Origin of the sequence: Psychrobacter sp. (genome assembly GCF_018260395.1) — a bacterium.
Taxonomy (GTDB): Bacteria; Pseudomonadota; Gammaproteobacteria; order Pseudomonadales; family Moraxellaceae; genus Psychrobacter.
The window spans coordinates 1-17,168 of the sequence record NZ_JAGLBC010000048.1; the positions used below are offsets into that span (position 1 = coordinate 1).

Here is a 17,168-nt window from a genome sequence, read left to right on the forward strand (position 1 = left end):
GAGGTAAAATCTAGATTCGGAGCCGTTGCACTTCGTAATTGAATCCAAGCAATAATAAAACATGCAATGCTTCTTATTTTTATTTGCATAAGTGTTTATTTCTTATGTTATAAAAGTATTCATCTATAAGCATCAATTGATATTTTATTTGGTGTTATGGGTATAAACTGACATAAGTAAGCCAAATCCTGCCATAAGAGTAATAATGGCGGTACCACCATAACTAACTAAAGGTAAAGGTACCCCAACTACAGGGAGAATACCGCCGACCATACCGATGTTTACAAATACATAAACAAAGAAAGACATACCGATTGCGCCAGCCAATAATCTACCAAAGGTGTCAACATGGACTGCAGCTATGAACAAGGAACGTACCAAAATACATGAATAGATAAAAAGAAGAACGCTAACACCTAGTAAACCAAACTCTTCAGAGAAGGCCGCAATAATAAAGTCAGTGTGACCTTCTGGTAGGAAGTGCAGATGTGATTGGGTGCCCTCAAGATAACCTTTACCAGTGAGCCCGCCAGCACCAATCGCAGTCTTTGATTGGGTGATATTCCACCCTGCGCCCAATAAATCAGCTTCTGGGTTAATCAAAGTCATAACGCGCTGCTTTTGGTAGTCATGCATTAAAAAAGTCCAACCCACCCATACCACAGGGATCATCATCCCAACTGCTGAGCCAATCATCCACCATGGGAGCCCTGCCAGAAACAACACAAATATACCACTGGCAGCTACTAATAAAGAGGTGCCGAGGTCAGGTTGCTTAGCTATCAATAATACCGGCACAATAATAATAGCAAGTGTGGTCATGACCGTAGCAAAATTAGGCGGTAAATCACGCCGAGAAAGATACCAAGCACACATCATTGGCAAACCTAACTTTAGAAACTCAGACGGCTGAACACTCCCGAAGCCAGGAATAGCAATCCAACGCTGCGCCCCCATACGTATTTCACCAATAAGCTCTACCAAAATTAGTGAAATTAAACCAATGACATAAAAAAAAGGCGTAAAATTTCGATACACCCCAGGCGGAATCTGAGCCATACCAATCATAACTGTAAAACCCAATAAATAACTAACGCTTTGACGAATTACCATTGACACGTCTTGATTGGAAGCACTGTATAAAATGGCTAGTCCAATAAAACTAATGGTGAGCAAAAGTAGCATCAACCATGGGTCAATATGAATACGTTCCCAAATACTAATGCTGTGATCTCGGCCAAAATGATGGGTTTGCCGGGAGAATCTATACTGTTGTTGCTTTGACATAGGGCAGATTTTTTATGAGTTAGCTAAGAAGACAAGGGGATTTAAAGCTAACAATACCTTAAATAAATTGACTATTTAACCTGATTGGCTTTAAGAGGTTTAATTTTAATAATTGCATACCACAACAAAACCATGGCTATTTATACTTGTTACAACCATACTGCATTTAGATAACTTTATTTAGATAACTTTATTTAGATAACTTAAATTAGTTAACTTGATTTCAAAGAATCGAATAGTTTTATATGACATTCCTGTTAATGGGGGAAAACATATTTAGTCTAAGAAGGCTTATGATGATTATTCAAACATCAAATTGTCTAAATAGTAGCAATAGTTTGGTAAGGTGTAAGACGCTATAGTTTAGCGCGACTGCGGCAAATTTGATAGTATCAATGTTCTATATTCCCATACTCTTTGTTTTCAATCTGTGCTCTATTTGGTGCAGATATCTATCTATTATTTCAACCTATTACCACAAAAATAATATTATTACTGGAAACCACATAATCATGATAAGTATTATAAGATTCCCTTTAGGTATCATTTTTTCACTTACACTTTTGGCAGCCAGTTGTACCCCTGTTGCAGAAAAACCTGCGACAGAACTGAATAAAAATAGCAAGACTACCCCTATAGTCAATACCAATAATACGGCCAATAAAAACTATAAAGTGATAACTAGACAAAATGACCGTAATGACAGATTGGGTAGTTTAATAAAAGATGCTGAGCAAGCTTATAAATCAGATCATCTGACCATCCAACAAAATACAACTATACGTCCTTTAGGTACAGGGCAGCAACCTAGGTACTCGAATCAATCAAATAGCTTTGGCGAAATCAATTATAATTATACGCAGTGGCTGAACCTATATCCTTATCGTGCTAATGATGTTGCTCAATATAAGCGTTATCTGGCAAATTATTTAGGAGAGCAAGCGGTACCTCCTTTAGACGAGCTTTTGACATCAGCACGCAGTTGGGAGCGATGTGGCTATGAACAGTATCAACTTCCTCCTAATGAGCTTTGGTCAAATATGGTGCCAACTTTAAAACTTTATGAGGCTCTTAAAAGCCAAGGTGTTATACCTGCCACAGCAGAAATACGTTCATCCTATCGCTCTCCTGCATTGAATGCATGTGCTGGCGGAGCTGATGCTAGTAAGCATATGACGAATGGGGCAATAGACATTTGGGTGCCTGAATATGAAGGCCAACCTTGGTATAAAAATAGTATGCAAGACAGATTATGTCAATTTTGGGCCAATCAAGGCCAAAATTATAATTTTGGCCTTGGATTATATGCTACAGGTGCTATCCACTTGGATACGCAAGGATACCGCTATTGGGGAACAGAAAATTCACAACCAGGTTCATACTGCAGATATTTAAATTAAGTCAATAAAATTAGTGATATAAATGTTTATATTTATGTAAAAATAGTGTATATTATGTAGTAATCCTTATAGAAAATTTAGAGTCCTTTTACTCAACTTGCTTTTCCTTAATAAGGCTTATCATCTCTTTATTTAACTGTTTTCAATATATTCTCTTGATATTTATAAAATCATTTTTTTAATAAGTTTTAATAAGCACTTTTAGTTGAAAGCTTTTACTTAACAGCAATGTGATATGGACTTAAATAAATTAAAGGCATATGAAGGTATATATTATTTGAGGCATAAGATTTGAATATAAAATCATCATCGTATTTGATAGTTTTAAGTTGTTTTGTTGCAATAACTACAATCATTGCATGTAAACCTATTGATACCGTTTTTAAAACTGGTAAGGTGACACACGAATGGCAAGATATATCAGATACGGGTTTACCTAGTATTGAAGCTGCTAATCTACCTACGATTATTAATAAAAGTCGGTTAGGTCATGTAGAAAAAGTAGAAGACCTAGGTACTGATTTCTCCAATAATATTATTAATGGATCAATCGCTAGCGAAAAGGCCAAATTGGCTGCAGCTAATAACTTTAAATGCCCAAAACTTGTAAATACGCCAATAGACTCTACAAAAATTGTTCGTGAAAATGAGATAATGGTCCATTCTTATTGTGACTATTATATATATCCTAATAAGGGTCAACATATCTCTATCGACAGTCATCCAAAGTATATCTCTGCCAGCTTAATCAGTCCTACCATTTATGACTTTGCTAATGGCAGTTATCTGGTGAAGCAGTCTGATAAATATGTGATACGTTTGTCTTATGAGGGTGTGGAATACATGGACAGCCCTGTAGATTATGATGTGACTATTCATGTAGAGTAGTAGTTTTTAGTTTATTAGTGTACTTTACCTTTATAAATTGTATGGCAGCTCATGATTAAGACACTAAAAAAGACACCTTTTGATAAGGTGTCTTTTTTTTGTTTTACATCTTTTTAATTAAAGTTTTTCAGTATCTTACTAAGTTAGGATTTGAGCGTATTATTTTAGTTTATTGAGTTCAGAGTCTTTAGCAATATCCGGTTTACCAACCGTCACGATAATAAATTTATCTGGGGTCAACGTATCTTGTAATGCTTTATTGACCTGTTGCACATTACTGTTTTCTAGTCGGCGCGTATAATCGGTTATGTAACTATCTGGAAGCTTATTAAAATTAACGGCACCGAGCATGCCATTAATACTTTTGTTACTTGAAAACCCCATTGGATAACTATTAATCAAGCTCTCTTGAGTCAGTTTAAACTCTTCAGACGTAACGCCTTGCTTTAAAGTATCGTTTACAGTTTGCAAAGTTGCTTTGATTGCTTCATCAGCCTTTTCATTACGAGTAGAAAAGCTTATAGAGTAAGGACCAGAAACTTGCATCGCTGTCATATTGCCATAGATGCCATAGGTATATCCCATCTCTTTACGTACCTTGCCCATTAAACGCGAGTTAAAACCACTACCCGCTAATATCTCATTACCAATACTAAAGTTGCTACTGTGCTCTAAAGCAGAGGGGTCTGAGCTGACACTATAGCCTTGTTGACCCATAATAACCGAGGTCTGGTCACTATCATAATTAATGTGAATCCATTTGCTATGATTAATTGGTGTAGGCATTGGTAATTGTGGTGCAGGTTTGCCTTGCGGCAATGCCTGAGTAATGGTTTCAGCGGCTTGCTTAGCTTGGTCTAGGCTAAGATCCCCCGTAATACTTAAACTGGCATTTTTGGCCACTAAATATGTATCATGAAAGCGCTGCAAGTCATTAGTATTGATACTAGGAATACTCTCAGCTGTGCCATAAGAGGGATGCGCGTAAGGATGAGAGCCGTATAAGGCCTGATTAAAATTAATGCTGGCAAGGTAGGATGGGTTTTGCATCATCTGTCTTATACCTAAGATTTGCTGGGCCTTGCTACGTTCAAGTATTTTTGCATCAAATCTAGGTTCATTTAACACATCATTTAATAGCTTTAAGGCTGGATTTAATTTATCAGTTGCAGACAAACTGCGTAGGTTTATCACAAACTGATCTTTGTAAGCTGCGCTACCAAGTTCTATACCTAATTGCTCAGTGGCTTCTGCAAAGGCCGTTTCATCTAATTGCTTAGTACCTTTTGTCAATAGATCTGCCACCATACTAGCGAGACCAAAACTGTTCTTACGGATAGTTTCATCTCGTGCGCTACCTGCATTAAATCGTAAGTCAATATCCACAATGGGAAGCTGATTGGTCTGAAAGAAAATAACTGGAATACCGTTACTGGTGGTAAAGTGCTGGAACTTCGGGATAGTAAAGTCTAACTTCTGATCGCTTTTTAAACTTGATAAGTTATTTATAGCCTTGATAGGTTGAGTGATATCCACATCTGTATTTGCATGTTCTCCATTAGGCATCTCTGGTGCCGCATTGGCGCCAAGGGTAGTTAATCCAACGGTAGTTATTATAGAACTGACAACAACAATAGGTTTAAGCGAAAAAGTTGTGAGACTACAAAATAATCGTGAATGTGATTTCATATTAAATCCGAGTTTAGTTTTTATAGTGTTCATATGTATAAAAGTTTTTTTTAGGTCAATTTAGGGGCATACACAGTGTATTGGTCAATTAAGCTAAACGTATATAAAAAATCGTTTATTTTTTAGCGTTATTAGCCGTCTCTATAGGCTCAACATACATCACAGTTAAATTGTCTTTTACCATATATTTTTTGGCTGCTTCATTAATGTCCTTACTGCTGATTTTTGCCAATTCATCAGGTAACGTTGTGATTAAGCGATCGTCTAAACCACGAGATTGTAAGTTACCAATCATACTAGCTTGACCTGCCATGCTATCTTGAGAAAAAACAAAATCTTTTACGGCATTATTACGAGCACGCACCAATTCTTTGTCGCTAATGTTCTCATTTTGAAGCTTATTTATCTGCGCTAATATCGCTTGCTGTGCTTGTGCTAAAGTTACGCCTTCACGTGGAGTAGCTTGAATCATAAATAAGCCATCGCCTCGCTCATATAAATCATAATAAGAAACCACTGACGCCAATAGTCCTTTTTCTCTTACCAAGCTTTTTTCAAAACGAGCAGCATATCCTCCATCCATAATAAATTGCATCATAAGCAGGTCGTAAACCTCCTTTTTAGGAAGATTGGTTGCGATTGCACTATGTAAAGTGGGTACGTTGAAAGCCATGACTAAAGTCGGTACATTGACTGTTTCTTTTATGAGGTGTTGTTGATAGCCCCGCCACCCTTTTTGCAGTACTGAAGGTCGTTCAGGCAGTGGTTTACTTGGCAAAGCACCAAAATATTTTTCTACTTTAAGTAAGGTTTGTTTTGGGTCTACGTCACCCACTATAACTAAAGTGGCGTTGTTTGGGGTATACCAAGTTTTATACCATTTTTCTAAATCTTTAATATCTGTATTAGCTATCTGCTGCATAGGGCCGATAATGGAGTTGCCTTTTGGACTGTCAGGTAATGCCAATTTACTGAATTTTTCAAATGCTCTGGCAAGAGGATTATCATCAGTACGTTGACGACGCTCTTCCATGACCACATTGCGCTCTTGCTCAAATTCTTGCACGAATTCCTTGCTATCAAAACGTAAATTAACCATACGATCTGATTCTAATTCTAAAGCCAACTCTAGACGGTTAACAGGGAACATCTCGTAATACCCAGTATAGTCGTAGCTAGTAAAGGCATTATGATCGCCACCGAACTTAGCAATTAGTCTATCAAAATCAGCGCCCGATACTTTTTCAGTGCCTTTAAACATCATGTGTTCTAATAAGTGTGAGATACCACCTTTATCTTTAGGCTCATCAGTCGAACCCACCCCGTACCAGACTTGGGTCATTGCCACAGGCGCTCTATGGTCCTCTTTAATAATGACTTTAAGACCATTAGATAGCTGATATTCATGACGACTGGCGTCTTCAGGATATACAGCTTCGTCTTTGTAAGAAGCTGATTGTTTAGAGGTTATTTGGTTAGAAGCTGTCTGTTTAGAAGCTATTTGTGTAGCAGAAGGTTGGGTATTAGGATCTTTAGGGGACGATGATTGTGAGGTAGTGGGTAAGCTATTACAGGCCGTCATTGTAGTTGCTGTAATACTTGCAAGTAGTAAAATTTTTAGACTAGTAGATATGGCATTAAGGTTTGTAATTATTGGGGTTTCCATGCATTCCTCGAGATATAGTTATAATTTTACAAAAGTGTATTGATTAGAAAGTTTATTGATCAAAATGGGAGTTTGTCGACAGATTTACATAGTAGATAGCATGACAAATCAAATTTTAAGATTAGATTAAGCGCTAAGCGTACTTATATTAATCAATAGTTTACAGACCAGTAATGTGAAGATTTATTGCCAATTATTTCAAGAACAACTTTTGTAAAGTATCTTATGCCATAACCAAATCACTACTGAGACTATCTGAAGTGTGTATAAACCGTTTTTATAGAGTTGTATCAGTCTAAAATAAGCTTTTACCCTTAATAAATTTTGGAGTTTTAAGTTAGCAAACTTAAGTTAAAGTAATGAAAGTAGGCTACAGATAAGGCGCTAATTTTGTTATAATTATATGTTACTCTACTTTTGAGTAATAATCCTATTGAGTAATTGCTAAAAATAGCAGGCGAGGCGTCTATATGTCATCAACAACCACATCGAACACCGCTGGTATCACATATCCTAAATCATATGACGTTGTTGTCATTGGCGGCGGGCATGCAGGTACTGAAGCAGCATTAGCAGCGGCGCGTATGGGCGCACAGACGTTATTGCTGACTCATAATATTGAAACTTTAGGTCAGATGAGCTGTAACCCTGCTATTGGAGGTATCGGTAAGTCGCATTTGGTTCGTGAAATTGATGCGCTGGGCGGCGCTATGGCGCTAGCTACGGATAAGTCAGGCATTCAGTTTCGTGTTCTAAACAGTCGAAAAGGGGCGGCAGTACGTGCTACTCGAGCTCAAGCAGACCGCATTTTATATAAAGCTGCTATTCGTCATAGTTTAGAAAATCAGCCTAACTTAGACTTATTCCAACAAGCGGCAGATGATATTTTGGTAGACAATGGTAAGGTTTGTGCGGTCGTCACTTCGACAGGCATAATCTTCCGTAGCAAAACTGTGGTGCTAACTTCAGGCACTTTTTTAGGTGGTGTTATCCATATTGGTTTGGATAACTCAAAAGGGGGTCGTGCCGGTGACCAGCCTTCTATCAAACTCGCTGAGCGTTTACGTGAATTAAAGCTACCAGTAGGCCGATTAAAGACAGGGACGCCGGCTCGTATTGACGCTCGAACGGTAGACTTTAGCGTTATGGCTGTGCAGCCTGGTGATACCCCATTGCCGGTGATGAGCTTTATGGGTAACGTTAATATGCACCCAGAGCAAGTGAATTGTTTTATTACGCACACCAATGAAAAAACGCACGATATTATTCGTAAACATTTGGATCGTTCGCCATTATTTTCAGGCACAATTGAAGGGGTAGGACCGCGTTATTGCCCGTCAATTGAAGATAAAATTCATCGTTTTGCAGACAAAAATAGTCATCAGATTTTTATAGAACCTGAAGGGTTGACCACCCATGAGTTATATCCTAATGGTATATCGACCAGTTTACCGTTTGATGTGCAGTTAGAATTTATTCGTACTATGGCAGGTCTAGAGAATGCCCATATTACACGACCAGGTTATGCCATTGAATACGATTATTTTAATCCACAAAGCTTAAAGCCTACTTTAGAAACCAAGTCTATTGATAGCTTATATTTTGCCGGACAAATTAATGGCACAACCGGCTATGAAGAAGCTGGCGTGCAAGGCTTGTTGGCTGGTGTAAATGCTGCCTTATCGACCCAAGACAATCCTGTAATGGACAGCTGGACGCCACGCCGTGATCAAGCGTATCTGGGCGTATTGGTCGATGATTTAATTACTCATGGTACCAAAGAGCCGTACCGAATGTTTACCAGTCGCGCCGAATATAGATTGCTATTGCGTGAAGACAATGCTGACCAGCGATTGACCGAAATTGGGCGTAAACTTGGTTTGGTTGATGATACTAGGTGGGAAGCTTTCCAAACTAAAATGGATTCGGTTGCAACTGAATCTGGGCGTCTCAAAGAATTATGGGCGAGTCCTAATAATGAATTGGGGCAAAGATTCTCTGAACGCACAGGTGATCAGTTATCAAAAGAGTCAACGGCTTATGATTTATTAAAGCGTCCTAATGTTGGTTTTGATGATATAGCTGCCATAACCGGCGCAGATGTGGCTGCTGATGTAGGTGAGCAAATTGAAATCTCAGTAAAATATGCAGGCTACATCAGTCGTCAGCAAGAAGATATTGATCAAATGAAACGCTTAGAGAACTCTCAGTTACCATTGGACTTTGATTACAGTGGGGTCTCTGGCTTATCCAATGAGATAGTACAAAAGCTTCAAGACATTCGTCCTGCAACTTTAGCCCAAGCCAGTCGTATCAGTGGGGTTACACCTGCTGCTATACAGTTACTGGGTATGATGTTAAAAAAGCAGAAAAAAGCTAAGTCAGCTATAACGTTATAAAATCTTGCGTCTTTTATAATTTTATAAGTTGTTATATCTTAAAAAATTCAATGGCTTATGAAAAGCTTTTACATTTGAATCACTTGCAGAAATATCATTAAGGAAAGCATGATGGAGGCGCTCCTATTTGCTATTTCAATTGTGTTACCCAACCTTGTACTCATGTGGTTGGGTTTTTTTATGCATAAAAAGGGTCAAATTGGCAAAGTATTTATAGACCAAGCATCAAAGTTGGTTTTTAATTACGCCCTGCCATGTCTGCTATTTTTTAGTGTTATTGAGAGCACCGTAAATTTTGGTAAGCAATTAAGCTTACTTGGCGCAGGACTAGCAACCACTTTAATTTTGTTTGTTGGCGCAGAAATTTATGCTAAGTTATTTATACAGCGGCCAGAGGACAAAGGCGTATTCGTACAAGGGGTATTTCGCAGTAATATGGCCATTATTGGTCTGGCGACAGTTGCTAATGCTTATGGTTCAGAAGGGTTAAGTATTGGTGCGGTGTATATGGGTGTAATCACCTTAGTGTTTAATATCCTAGCGGTAATAACGTTAAGCCGCACTGCTATTGGCTCACAATCAGAATCTAAGCAGATAGCAAAACAGATGGCAAAACGTGAAAGTTACGCTAAAATGATAACCAGTAAGATGATAACCAATCCCTTAATTATCTCATTGAGTGTGGCATTTGCTTATAAATTAATATCTTCAGCTTTGAGCTTGCCAAAGTTGCCAGATGTCGTTACTCAAACTGGGTCGTTATTATCTGCGCTTTCATTACCTTTGGCGTTAATTTGTGCAGGTGCAACAATTGATGTACGCTCTATGTTTAATCTATCAGGGCTATCGATGCAGGCCAGTATCGGACGTATTGTAGTAGCCCCACTAGTTGCCATAGTGGTGGGTAGTGGATTTGGGCTTACGGGTGTTCATATGGGTGTGCTATTCTTAATGGTTGCATCACCAGTTGCAGCAGCCAGTTATGTTATGGCCAAAGCTATGAGCGGCAACGAAGTTTTAGCGGCTAACATTTTAGCTTTTACTACAGTAGTGTCATTATTTGGTATGGCGTTTGGTGCTGCTACATTAAGAGCACTAGGCTGGATGTAATGGTGTTTTAAAACCAGTTAACTCGTTCTTTATAAGTTAACTTATTTGCTTAAAGTGGCGCTCAGAGGAAGATGTCGCCTTTCTAAAATCCTTAAAAGTGATATATAAATGATGATTAAAACAATGAGTATCAAGATTGGCCTAGTCAGTTTAGCCTCGTTTTTTTGTATAACTGCGCAAGCCATGCCAACCAAAGAAGTGATTTTTGAAAAAGGTAGTAATTGCGGCTATGCACAGGGCGATTTGTCATCAGGGAGTATTTTTTTGATAGAAATGAAGCCCAATCAGCAACTTGATATAAGTACCGATGGGCATGTCCAATCTGTAACAGATAGCAAAGGTCAAACTCTCAAGGATAATGGTGGTGCTAGATATAGCTATCATTCAAATTATGGTGGCACTCATACTATCAAAATGGTAGGTAGAGCAGACAGCGTTATTGAATTTTGTGTGGAATAACTTATAGTTAATGCTAACTTAAATTTATGATTCCAAATTAAGTTTTGAAGTTTGATTTTAGAATTTTGATTTAAAATCGAGCTTAGGGATTTAAATCAAAAATCTCAAGTTTAGGCACTAAGTCCAAAGAGTGTAGGCGAGCAGATTGATCATAAATATTAGCCGTTATCATAAGCTCATCAGGTTTATGCTCATCCAGAAAATGTTGCATTAATGGCCGTACACGTTCAACACTGCCAATAAAGGATACTGCTAAAGCATCATTGACCATAGCTTTTTCTGGCGCACTCCAGATAGCATCCATCGACTTCACGGGGGCAGGTACTTGGCCCCGCCCGCCACGGCGTAAACGTACAAAGCTTTGCTGAGCGGAAGTGAAGTTATAATGAGCAGTGGCATCGTCATCCGCCAATATCATATTAGCAGCTAGCATAATATAAGGCTTATCTAAGTATTGTGACGGCTCAAAATTCTCGCGATAGGTGGTAATGGCCTGTGTCATCATTCGGGGGGCGAAATGCGAGGCAAAAGAATAAGGTAAGCCAAGTTTGGCTGCTAAGGTAGCACCAAATAGTGAGGACCCTAATATCCAAATCGGTACCTTACTGTTGGCTCCAGGGAATGCTTGAACTGGACTTTGGTCGGAATCGTTGCCTAAGAAAAAAAGCAATTCTTGTACGTCTTGCGGGAAGCGATCGGCATCGTGCATTTGACGTCGTAACGCTCTAAATGTAGCACCATCGGTACCAGGCGCACGCCCCAACCCTAAATCAATGCGGTCTCCATATAAAGCTTGAAGTGTCCCAAACTGCTCGGCTATTATTAACGGAGCATGATTTGGCAACATAACACCACCTGAGCCAATACGGATTTTGTGAGTTTTGGCACCAATGTGGGACAGAAGTACTGAGGTTGCTGCACTGGCAATGCCCGGCATATTGTGATGCTCTGCCATCCAAAAGCGATTAAATCCAACGGCTTCAGCTTTTTGCGCCATGTTAACCGTGTAAGCCACGCCTTGAGCAGTGGTTTCACCTTCAGGTATAGGGGCTAAGTCTAAATATGATATAGGAATTGTTGGCATATTTCATCCTTGGGCTAAGTTCATAGAATCTTTATTGGAATCAAACGCATTTAGAAGTAGTCTATTGGTTACCTATTAGATTAATATTGATTTTTAAAGCTATTATTTGGTTAAGCTTTTATTTACTTAAAATGCTATTTGGTTACGCTGCTATAATTTCTATCCTGAATACCTAGATAAATAAAGTACAGTAAGCTTTGTCGTTTTTATCAAACTCTTTCCCAAGTAATTTTACTGGCTTAAGTGTTTCTCCGCAATCGTCTGAAATCATAACTATCATTTCTTGGTCTTCAAATGTTTTTAGCTCTTCGATAACCTGTGAAATACTTTTTTCTTTAGCACCCCATTCACCTTGAATAGTCATATATTAATCTCCTATACATACAGTTAATTTTATATTATAAGTACCTAAGCGTATTGCTTTTAGATATGAGTATTGATGAAGATATTATCAAGTAGACCGGTTGAATATTAATAATAAAATATCTTTATCTTTATCTCAGGGCAAACGCATACTTTTAAAAAAATTAATATTTTCAGTGACTTATAAATTCAGAAAATTAAAACCTAAATTTATAACTATTTGATTTTAAATGGAATTCCAGAAAAGTGTCCGTTTGCCCTGATCTTTATCTTTATCTTTATATCAATCATGACGGTTATTAGTAGCTACAAAAATCAAAAAACTCTTGACCTAATTAACTTGTTACAGCTGAGTTATAAACATTAGCTGTTAAATTGCTGCTGACAAAGTTTAATAAATTCTTTGCCAAAGTAGCGAATTTCAGAATCATCTCGCACAGCAATCCAGCTAGTAAAGCGGCCAAAGTGCTCTACCGGAATAGCAATCAGGTTTTGATAATGACCTGGTTCAAAGGCCATCTCTGCGATAATGCCAACGCCAAGACCTGCGCCAACATAGGTGCTAATAACATCAGCATCTAACGCAGCAAGTACAATTTCAGGTTCAAGCCCAGCGTCATGAAAGGTTTTGTCAATAGCCCCACGACCAGTAAATCCTCCGTGATAGGTAACCAACGGATAACTGGCAAGGGTAGGTAGGTCGATACTCTCAAGATTGGCCAACTCATGGTCTTTAGGCACAATCACTCGGTGCGACCAATCATAATAACGGTAGCAACGCAGATAAGCATTTTGTAATAAGGCTTCTGTAGCAATCCCGATATCGGCTTGACCGCGAATCACCATATTGGCGATGGTTTGAGGATCTGCTTGCTGTAAAACCAACTGTACTTTTGGAAATTGATCTTTGAATTTTTTTATAATTTCAGGCAGCACATAACGAGCTTGGGTATGAGTTGTAGCTAACGTTAATACACCGGTTTGCGGATTATTATAATCGAGGCTGATATTTTCAATCGTACGAATTTCTGTAAATATGCTCTCAATATGTGGCAATAACGCTTCTCCAACAGGCGTCAAACCCGTCAGACGCTTACCTTGACGCACAAAAACTTCCGCTTTTAGTTGATTTTCTAAAGCTGAGATATGCTTTGATAAGCTAGATTGGCTGGTATGAAGTACTTGAGCAGCTTGGCTTAAATTATAGCCATTAATGACGGTATGCCAAACGGTCTCTAATTGTTTTAGCTGAATTTGTAAATGTCTTTGATTAACGACAACATCAATTGCCATAAATATATCCTATGAACTGGCTCAGAATAAAGTTCTTGAATTCATCATTATACCGTTATTTAAACATATATTACTATTTACAAGTTATACACTCGTGTAGTTGAGTCTTACTCTTTATACGATTCAGCTAGTCAATTAACTAATTCTAAAGTAACATATTGGTTCTCTATATTTATAACCATAGGTTGGCTATGTCTGTATCGACCCCCACTCATAAAAATGGCTCAAAAACTGAATTAACTCTTTCACCAAAGAGATCATGGATTGATTCTTTAAGAGCTTTTAAAGATTTACGCGTCCTTATCATGTTCTTTTTAGGGTTCGCCGCCGGTCTTCCTATCATGCTGATTTTCTCAAGCCTTGGACTATGGCTGAATGAAGCTGGTGTTGATCTTAGTATCATTACTATGTTTAGTTGGGCAGGTCTTGGTTATGCGTTTAAATTTATTTGGGCGCCACTGATTGATGCGATTCCTGTACCTATATTGACCAAATGGTTGGGGCGAAGACGGGCATGGATGGTCGTCGCGCAATTACTGATTATTTTGGCCATTTATCTAATGGCAAGTGTTAACCCTGCTGAGGTAAATGTTCTACATTTAATGGCAGCTGGGTCAGTGCTTTTGGGATTCTCGGCCGCGACTCAAGATATTGTTATTGATGCTTATCGCATTGAGTTGGCACCGCCTGAAATGCAGCCAGTTTTATCATCAATTTATGTTACCGGTTACCGTATCGGCATGATAGTGGCCGGCGCAGGGTCTTTATATTTAGCGGCTTATTTTGGCTCAACTGAGACTGTTTATAGTTATGAGGCTTGGCGCAATACTTATTACGTGATGGGTGTCATTATGACGTTGCCATTATTGACCACGTTTGCAGGTTATGAGCCAACCGCTGAAATTTTACAGGTCAAAAAGCAACAGTTTAATCTAAAGCTTTTTTCTATTTATTCAGCCATTTTATTGATACCTGGAATCTTTGTTGGACTGCCATATTTAATTGAAACGTTATTTAACAGGCTGGCAGGTAGCAGTATTGTGCTGGTGCCTGCATCTGTTTATCCCGTATTGAATGATTACTTTTCTGTAGCCATTGGTATTGCGCCTTTGCTATTGCTCTTTTTGTTTATGAATCAGCCAAAGATTATCAATAAAGCACCAACTGTGACCGAGTCGAAAAACGATTATCTTAGATTGGTATTGGTGTTTTTGCTGTCAGTAGCAGTGTTCATTGCGGGTTACAACCTCATTGGTAAGGTGCTTCCTGAGTTTGAAGATGCGCTGGCTATGTTTTTAATTGCTACATTTCGCTTATTGGCAAGTTTAGCTTTGGCCATTGTCAGCGGTTTGTTATTGGTAAAAGTGGGTCTTGTTAAAAAAGAGGTGGCATTGGCCACTTGGATCAATCCTATAATGGATTTCTTTCGTCGTTATGGCAAAAAAGCACTGTTACTTTTAGCACTAATTGGCCTGTATCGTATTTCAGATATTGTCGCTGGGGTAATCTCCAACGTCTTCTATCAAGAAATGGGCTTCGATAAAACCCAAATCGCGGATGCAGTGAAATTGGTTGGGGTTATCATGGCGATAGTGGGTGGCTTTTTAGGCGGCATGTTAGCGCAAAGAATGCGTATCATGCAGGTTATGATGTTGGGTGCTATCTTGGCATCTACTACCAATTTATTGTTTATATTATTGACCTATCATCAAGGCAGTGTCGAATACATGTACTTTGCAGTGATTTTCGACAATCTAGCCTCAGGGTTTGCCAGTATGGTATTTATTGCCTTCTTATCGGCCTTAACCTCCATTAAATTTACAGCAGTTCAGTACGCTATTTTTTCATCTATCATGACCTTGATTCCAAAAGTTATTGGTGGCTATTCAGGCTCTATTGTAGAAGCCACAAGTTGGCCGTTCTTCTTTTTCTTTACCTTCTTAATTGGTATTCCAATTTTAGTTTTGATTTATTTGGTAGATAAATTTATTGTTATTGGTGGTAATGATGATATCTATGATAAAGATGTTTTAAAAGGTATTGTTGAAGGCAATCAAGCTCATCAAGATGATAAAAAGACTTAATGTTTATTGGTTAAAAGTTAATGCTAAGTAAAATCTGATACACGATTCTGGAGTCAAATATGAAAATTCGTGACATAAAGAATCAAGATAATTTTGGATTACCAACGCATTGGGTTATAGATTGGCTTTTGCATGTGTTACAAAAGCCTGCATCTTTTTTGATAACTGATAGTGAGTATCAGTTAAATGAAGTAGAGCAGTCTCAATTTGAGGCTGGTATTGCTCAGATGCGCAGTGGTACGCCACTAGCGTATATAATCGGTAAACAGGCGTTTTGGTCATTAGAGTTTGAGGTGAATGAGCATACCTTAATTCCTAGGCCTGATACTGAGGTATTGGTTGAACAAGTATTGGCTTGGATTGATAGCAAACCGCAGACAATTAAAGCAACGGCCTTCAATAATGACAAAGCGACAAAACGTTTATTAGATTTGGGCACAGGCTCTGGCTGTATTGGTATAAGTTTAGCACATGAGTTGCAAGCTATTGCGCCTAATGGTTGGCAAGTTACTGCTATTGATTATTCTAAACCTGCTCTAGAAGTGGCCACACGTAACGCAGCTTTAAATGATGTTACTAACATTGAGTTTATACATAGCAATTGGTACTCGGCTTTGATTGACTCTGAGCATACTAGGAATAAACCTTTATTCGATGTTATCGTCTCCAATCCCCCTTATATCGTCGCTAGTGATGAGCATTTAGAGAATCTTAAATCTGAACCCTTATCCGCCTTAGTTGCGCCAGATAATGGACTTGCAGATATCAAACTTATAGCTGAGCAAGGTAGAAATTATCTAGTCGATGGTGGTTTATTAGCAGTTGAACATGGCTATGATCAAGGTGATAGGGTTCAAAAAATATTTAAGGGTTTAGGGTATAAGCAAGTAGAGACCATTAAGGATTATGGCGGTAATGATAGGGTAACATTGGCTATTTATAATAAATAAATCAATAGCTTATAGAAGGAAAACTTATGATCATTATTAAGCGCACATTGCTAAGTAGCCTTTTATTTTTAAGCCTAGTTCTGACTGGTTGTATGACAACACACACTGCAACCAAAAAGCCTATCTTGAAAGAGGAGAAATATGATTACTTTAAGAATAGTTCTATAAATAAAAAGAATCCCTATTCACTTAAAGACCCTGATAAAGTCATAGATCTTTTAAGAGAGCATAGAGGTAAACCTGCTTCACCTTACCCAATCTGGGGGCCAGAAGGCCCGCCTAAGTCTAGTTCATTTTGGAAACATGATAATTCAAGGTGATAGTTGCTGTAGATAACATAATACTCTAATTAATGAATCCCCGCTATCTTTTAAGACGTAACTTCAATAGGGGGATTAGTATTTTAATAGAACTTATTGCACCCTCTTTTTTTAAGCATATTAATATTATTGCTTGATAAGATTCATTTATATCATATAAGTGTGGATGCCAAACT

General features: G+C 38.2%; 13 protein-coding genes. 7 read left to right on the forward strand and 6 right to left on the reverse strand.

Annotation, left to right across the window (positions count from 1 at the left end):
• Positions 1-144: 144 nt before the first annotated feature.
• Positions 145-1,287: a rod shape-determining protein RodA gene (gene rodA / locus QZ265_RS05425; RefSeq protein WP_296404157.1), complete on the reverse strand. Its 1,143-nt coding sequence runs from the start codon at positions 1,285-1,287 to the stop codon at positions 145-147.
• Between the two features lie 512 nt (positions 1,288-1,799).
• Between rodA and QZ265_RS05430 the strand changes: the two genes are divergently transcribed.
• Entirely contained in the window at positions 1,800-2,687 is an 888-nt protein-coding gene (locus tag QZ265_RS05430) for a D-Ala-D-Ala carboxypeptidase family metallohydrolase (protein ID WP_296404159.1), read from the forward strand.
• A 291-nt stretch (positions 2,688-2,978) separates the two neighbouring features.
• The gene (locus tag QZ265_RS05435) at positions 2,979-3,575 is read left to right on the forward strand and encodes a hypothetical protein (RefSeq protein ID WP_296404160.1); all 597 of its coding nucleotides are present in this window, start codon (positions 2,979-2,981) and stop codon (positions 3,573-3,575) included.
• A gap of 159 nt (positions 3,576-3,734) precedes the next feature.
• Here QZ265_RS05435 and QZ265_RS05440 read toward each other — a convergent pair whose 3' ends face one another.
• On the reverse strand, positions 3,735-5,264 hold the full coding sequence (locus QZ265_RS05440; protein WP_296404162.1) for a pitrilysin family protein: 1,530 nt from the start codon (positions 5,262-5,264) through the stop codon (positions 3,735-3,737).
• Between the two features lie 115 nt (positions 5,265-5,379).
• Positions 5,380-6,930: a pitrilysin family protein gene (locus tag QZ265_RS05445; RefSeq protein WP_296404164.1), complete on the reverse strand. Its 1,551-nt coding sequence runs from the start codon at positions 6,928-6,930 to the stop codon at positions 5,380-5,382.
• Between the two features lie 503 nt (positions 6,931-7,433).
• On the opposite strand from QZ265_RS05445, the gene mnmG reads away from it, so the two are divergent.
• The 3 genes from mnmG to QZ265_RS05460 all read left to right on the forward strand — a co-directional run bounded on the left by mnmG (position 7,434) and on the right by QZ265_RS05460 (position 10,898).
• The gene (gene mnmG, locus QZ265_RS05450; protein ID WP_366513660.1) at positions 7,434-9,329 is read left to right on the forward strand and encodes a tRNA uridine-5-carboxymethylaminomethyl(34) synthesis enzyme MnmG; all 1,896 of its coding nucleotides are present in this window, start codon (positions 7,434-7,436) and stop codon (positions 9,327-9,329) included.
• A 108-nt stretch (positions 9,330-9,437) separates the two neighbouring features.
• Positions 9,438-10,439, forward strand: coding sequence for an AEC family transporter (locus QZ265_RS05455; RefSeq protein WP_296404168.1), 1,002 nt, complete (start codon positions 9,438-9,440; stop codon positions 10,437-10,439).
• A gap of 108 nt (positions 10,440-10,547) precedes the next feature.
• The gene (locus tag QZ265_RS05460; RefSeq protein ID WP_296404169.1) at positions 10,548-10,898 is read left to right on the forward strand and encodes a hypothetical protein; all 351 of its coding nucleotides are present in this window, start codon (positions 10,548-10,550) and stop codon (positions 10,896-10,898) included.
• Between the two features lie 82 nt (positions 10,899-10,980).
• On the opposite strand, the gene QZ265_RS05465 is transcribed toward QZ265_RS05460, so the two are convergent.
• The 3 genes from QZ265_RS05465 to QZ265_RS05475 form a co-directional block, all read right to left on the reverse strand.
• A complete protein-coding gene (locus tag QZ265_RS05465) occupies positions 10,981-11,982 on the reverse strand; it encodes an LLM class flavin-dependent oxidoreductase (RefSeq protein WP_296404172.1) in 1,002 nt (333 codons plus the stop codon).
• Positions 11,983-12,154: 172 nt separating this feature from the next.
• On the reverse strand, positions 12,155-12,346 hold the full coding sequence (locus QZ265_RS05470; RefSeq protein ID WP_296404174.1) for a hypothetical protein: 192 nt from the start codon (positions 12,344-12,346) through the stop codon (positions 12,155-12,157).
• A gap of 362 nt (positions 12,347-12,708) precedes the next feature.
• Positions 12,709-13,638, reverse strand: coding sequence for a LysR substrate-binding domain-containing protein (locus tag QZ265_RS05475; protein WP_296404176.1), 930 nt, complete (start codon positions 13,636-13,638; stop codon positions 12,709-12,711).
• Positions 13,639-13,829: 191 nt separating this feature from the next.
• Here QZ265_RS05475 and QZ265_RS05480 point away from each other — a divergent pair, with 191 nt between their 5' ends.
• Positions 13,830-15,722: an MFS transporter gene (locus tag QZ265_RS05480; RefSeq protein WP_296404178.1), complete on the forward strand. Its 1,893-nt coding sequence runs from the start codon at positions 13,830-13,832 to the stop codon at positions 15,720-15,722.
• Between the two features lie 59 nt (positions 15,723-15,781).
• Entirely contained in the window at positions 15,782-16,672 is an 891-nt protein-coding gene (gene prmC, locus QZ265_RS05485) for a peptide chain release factor N(5)-glutamine methyltransferase (RefSeq protein WP_296404180.1), read from the forward strand.
• The last annotated feature ends 496 nt before the right edge of the window (positions 16,673-17,168 follow it).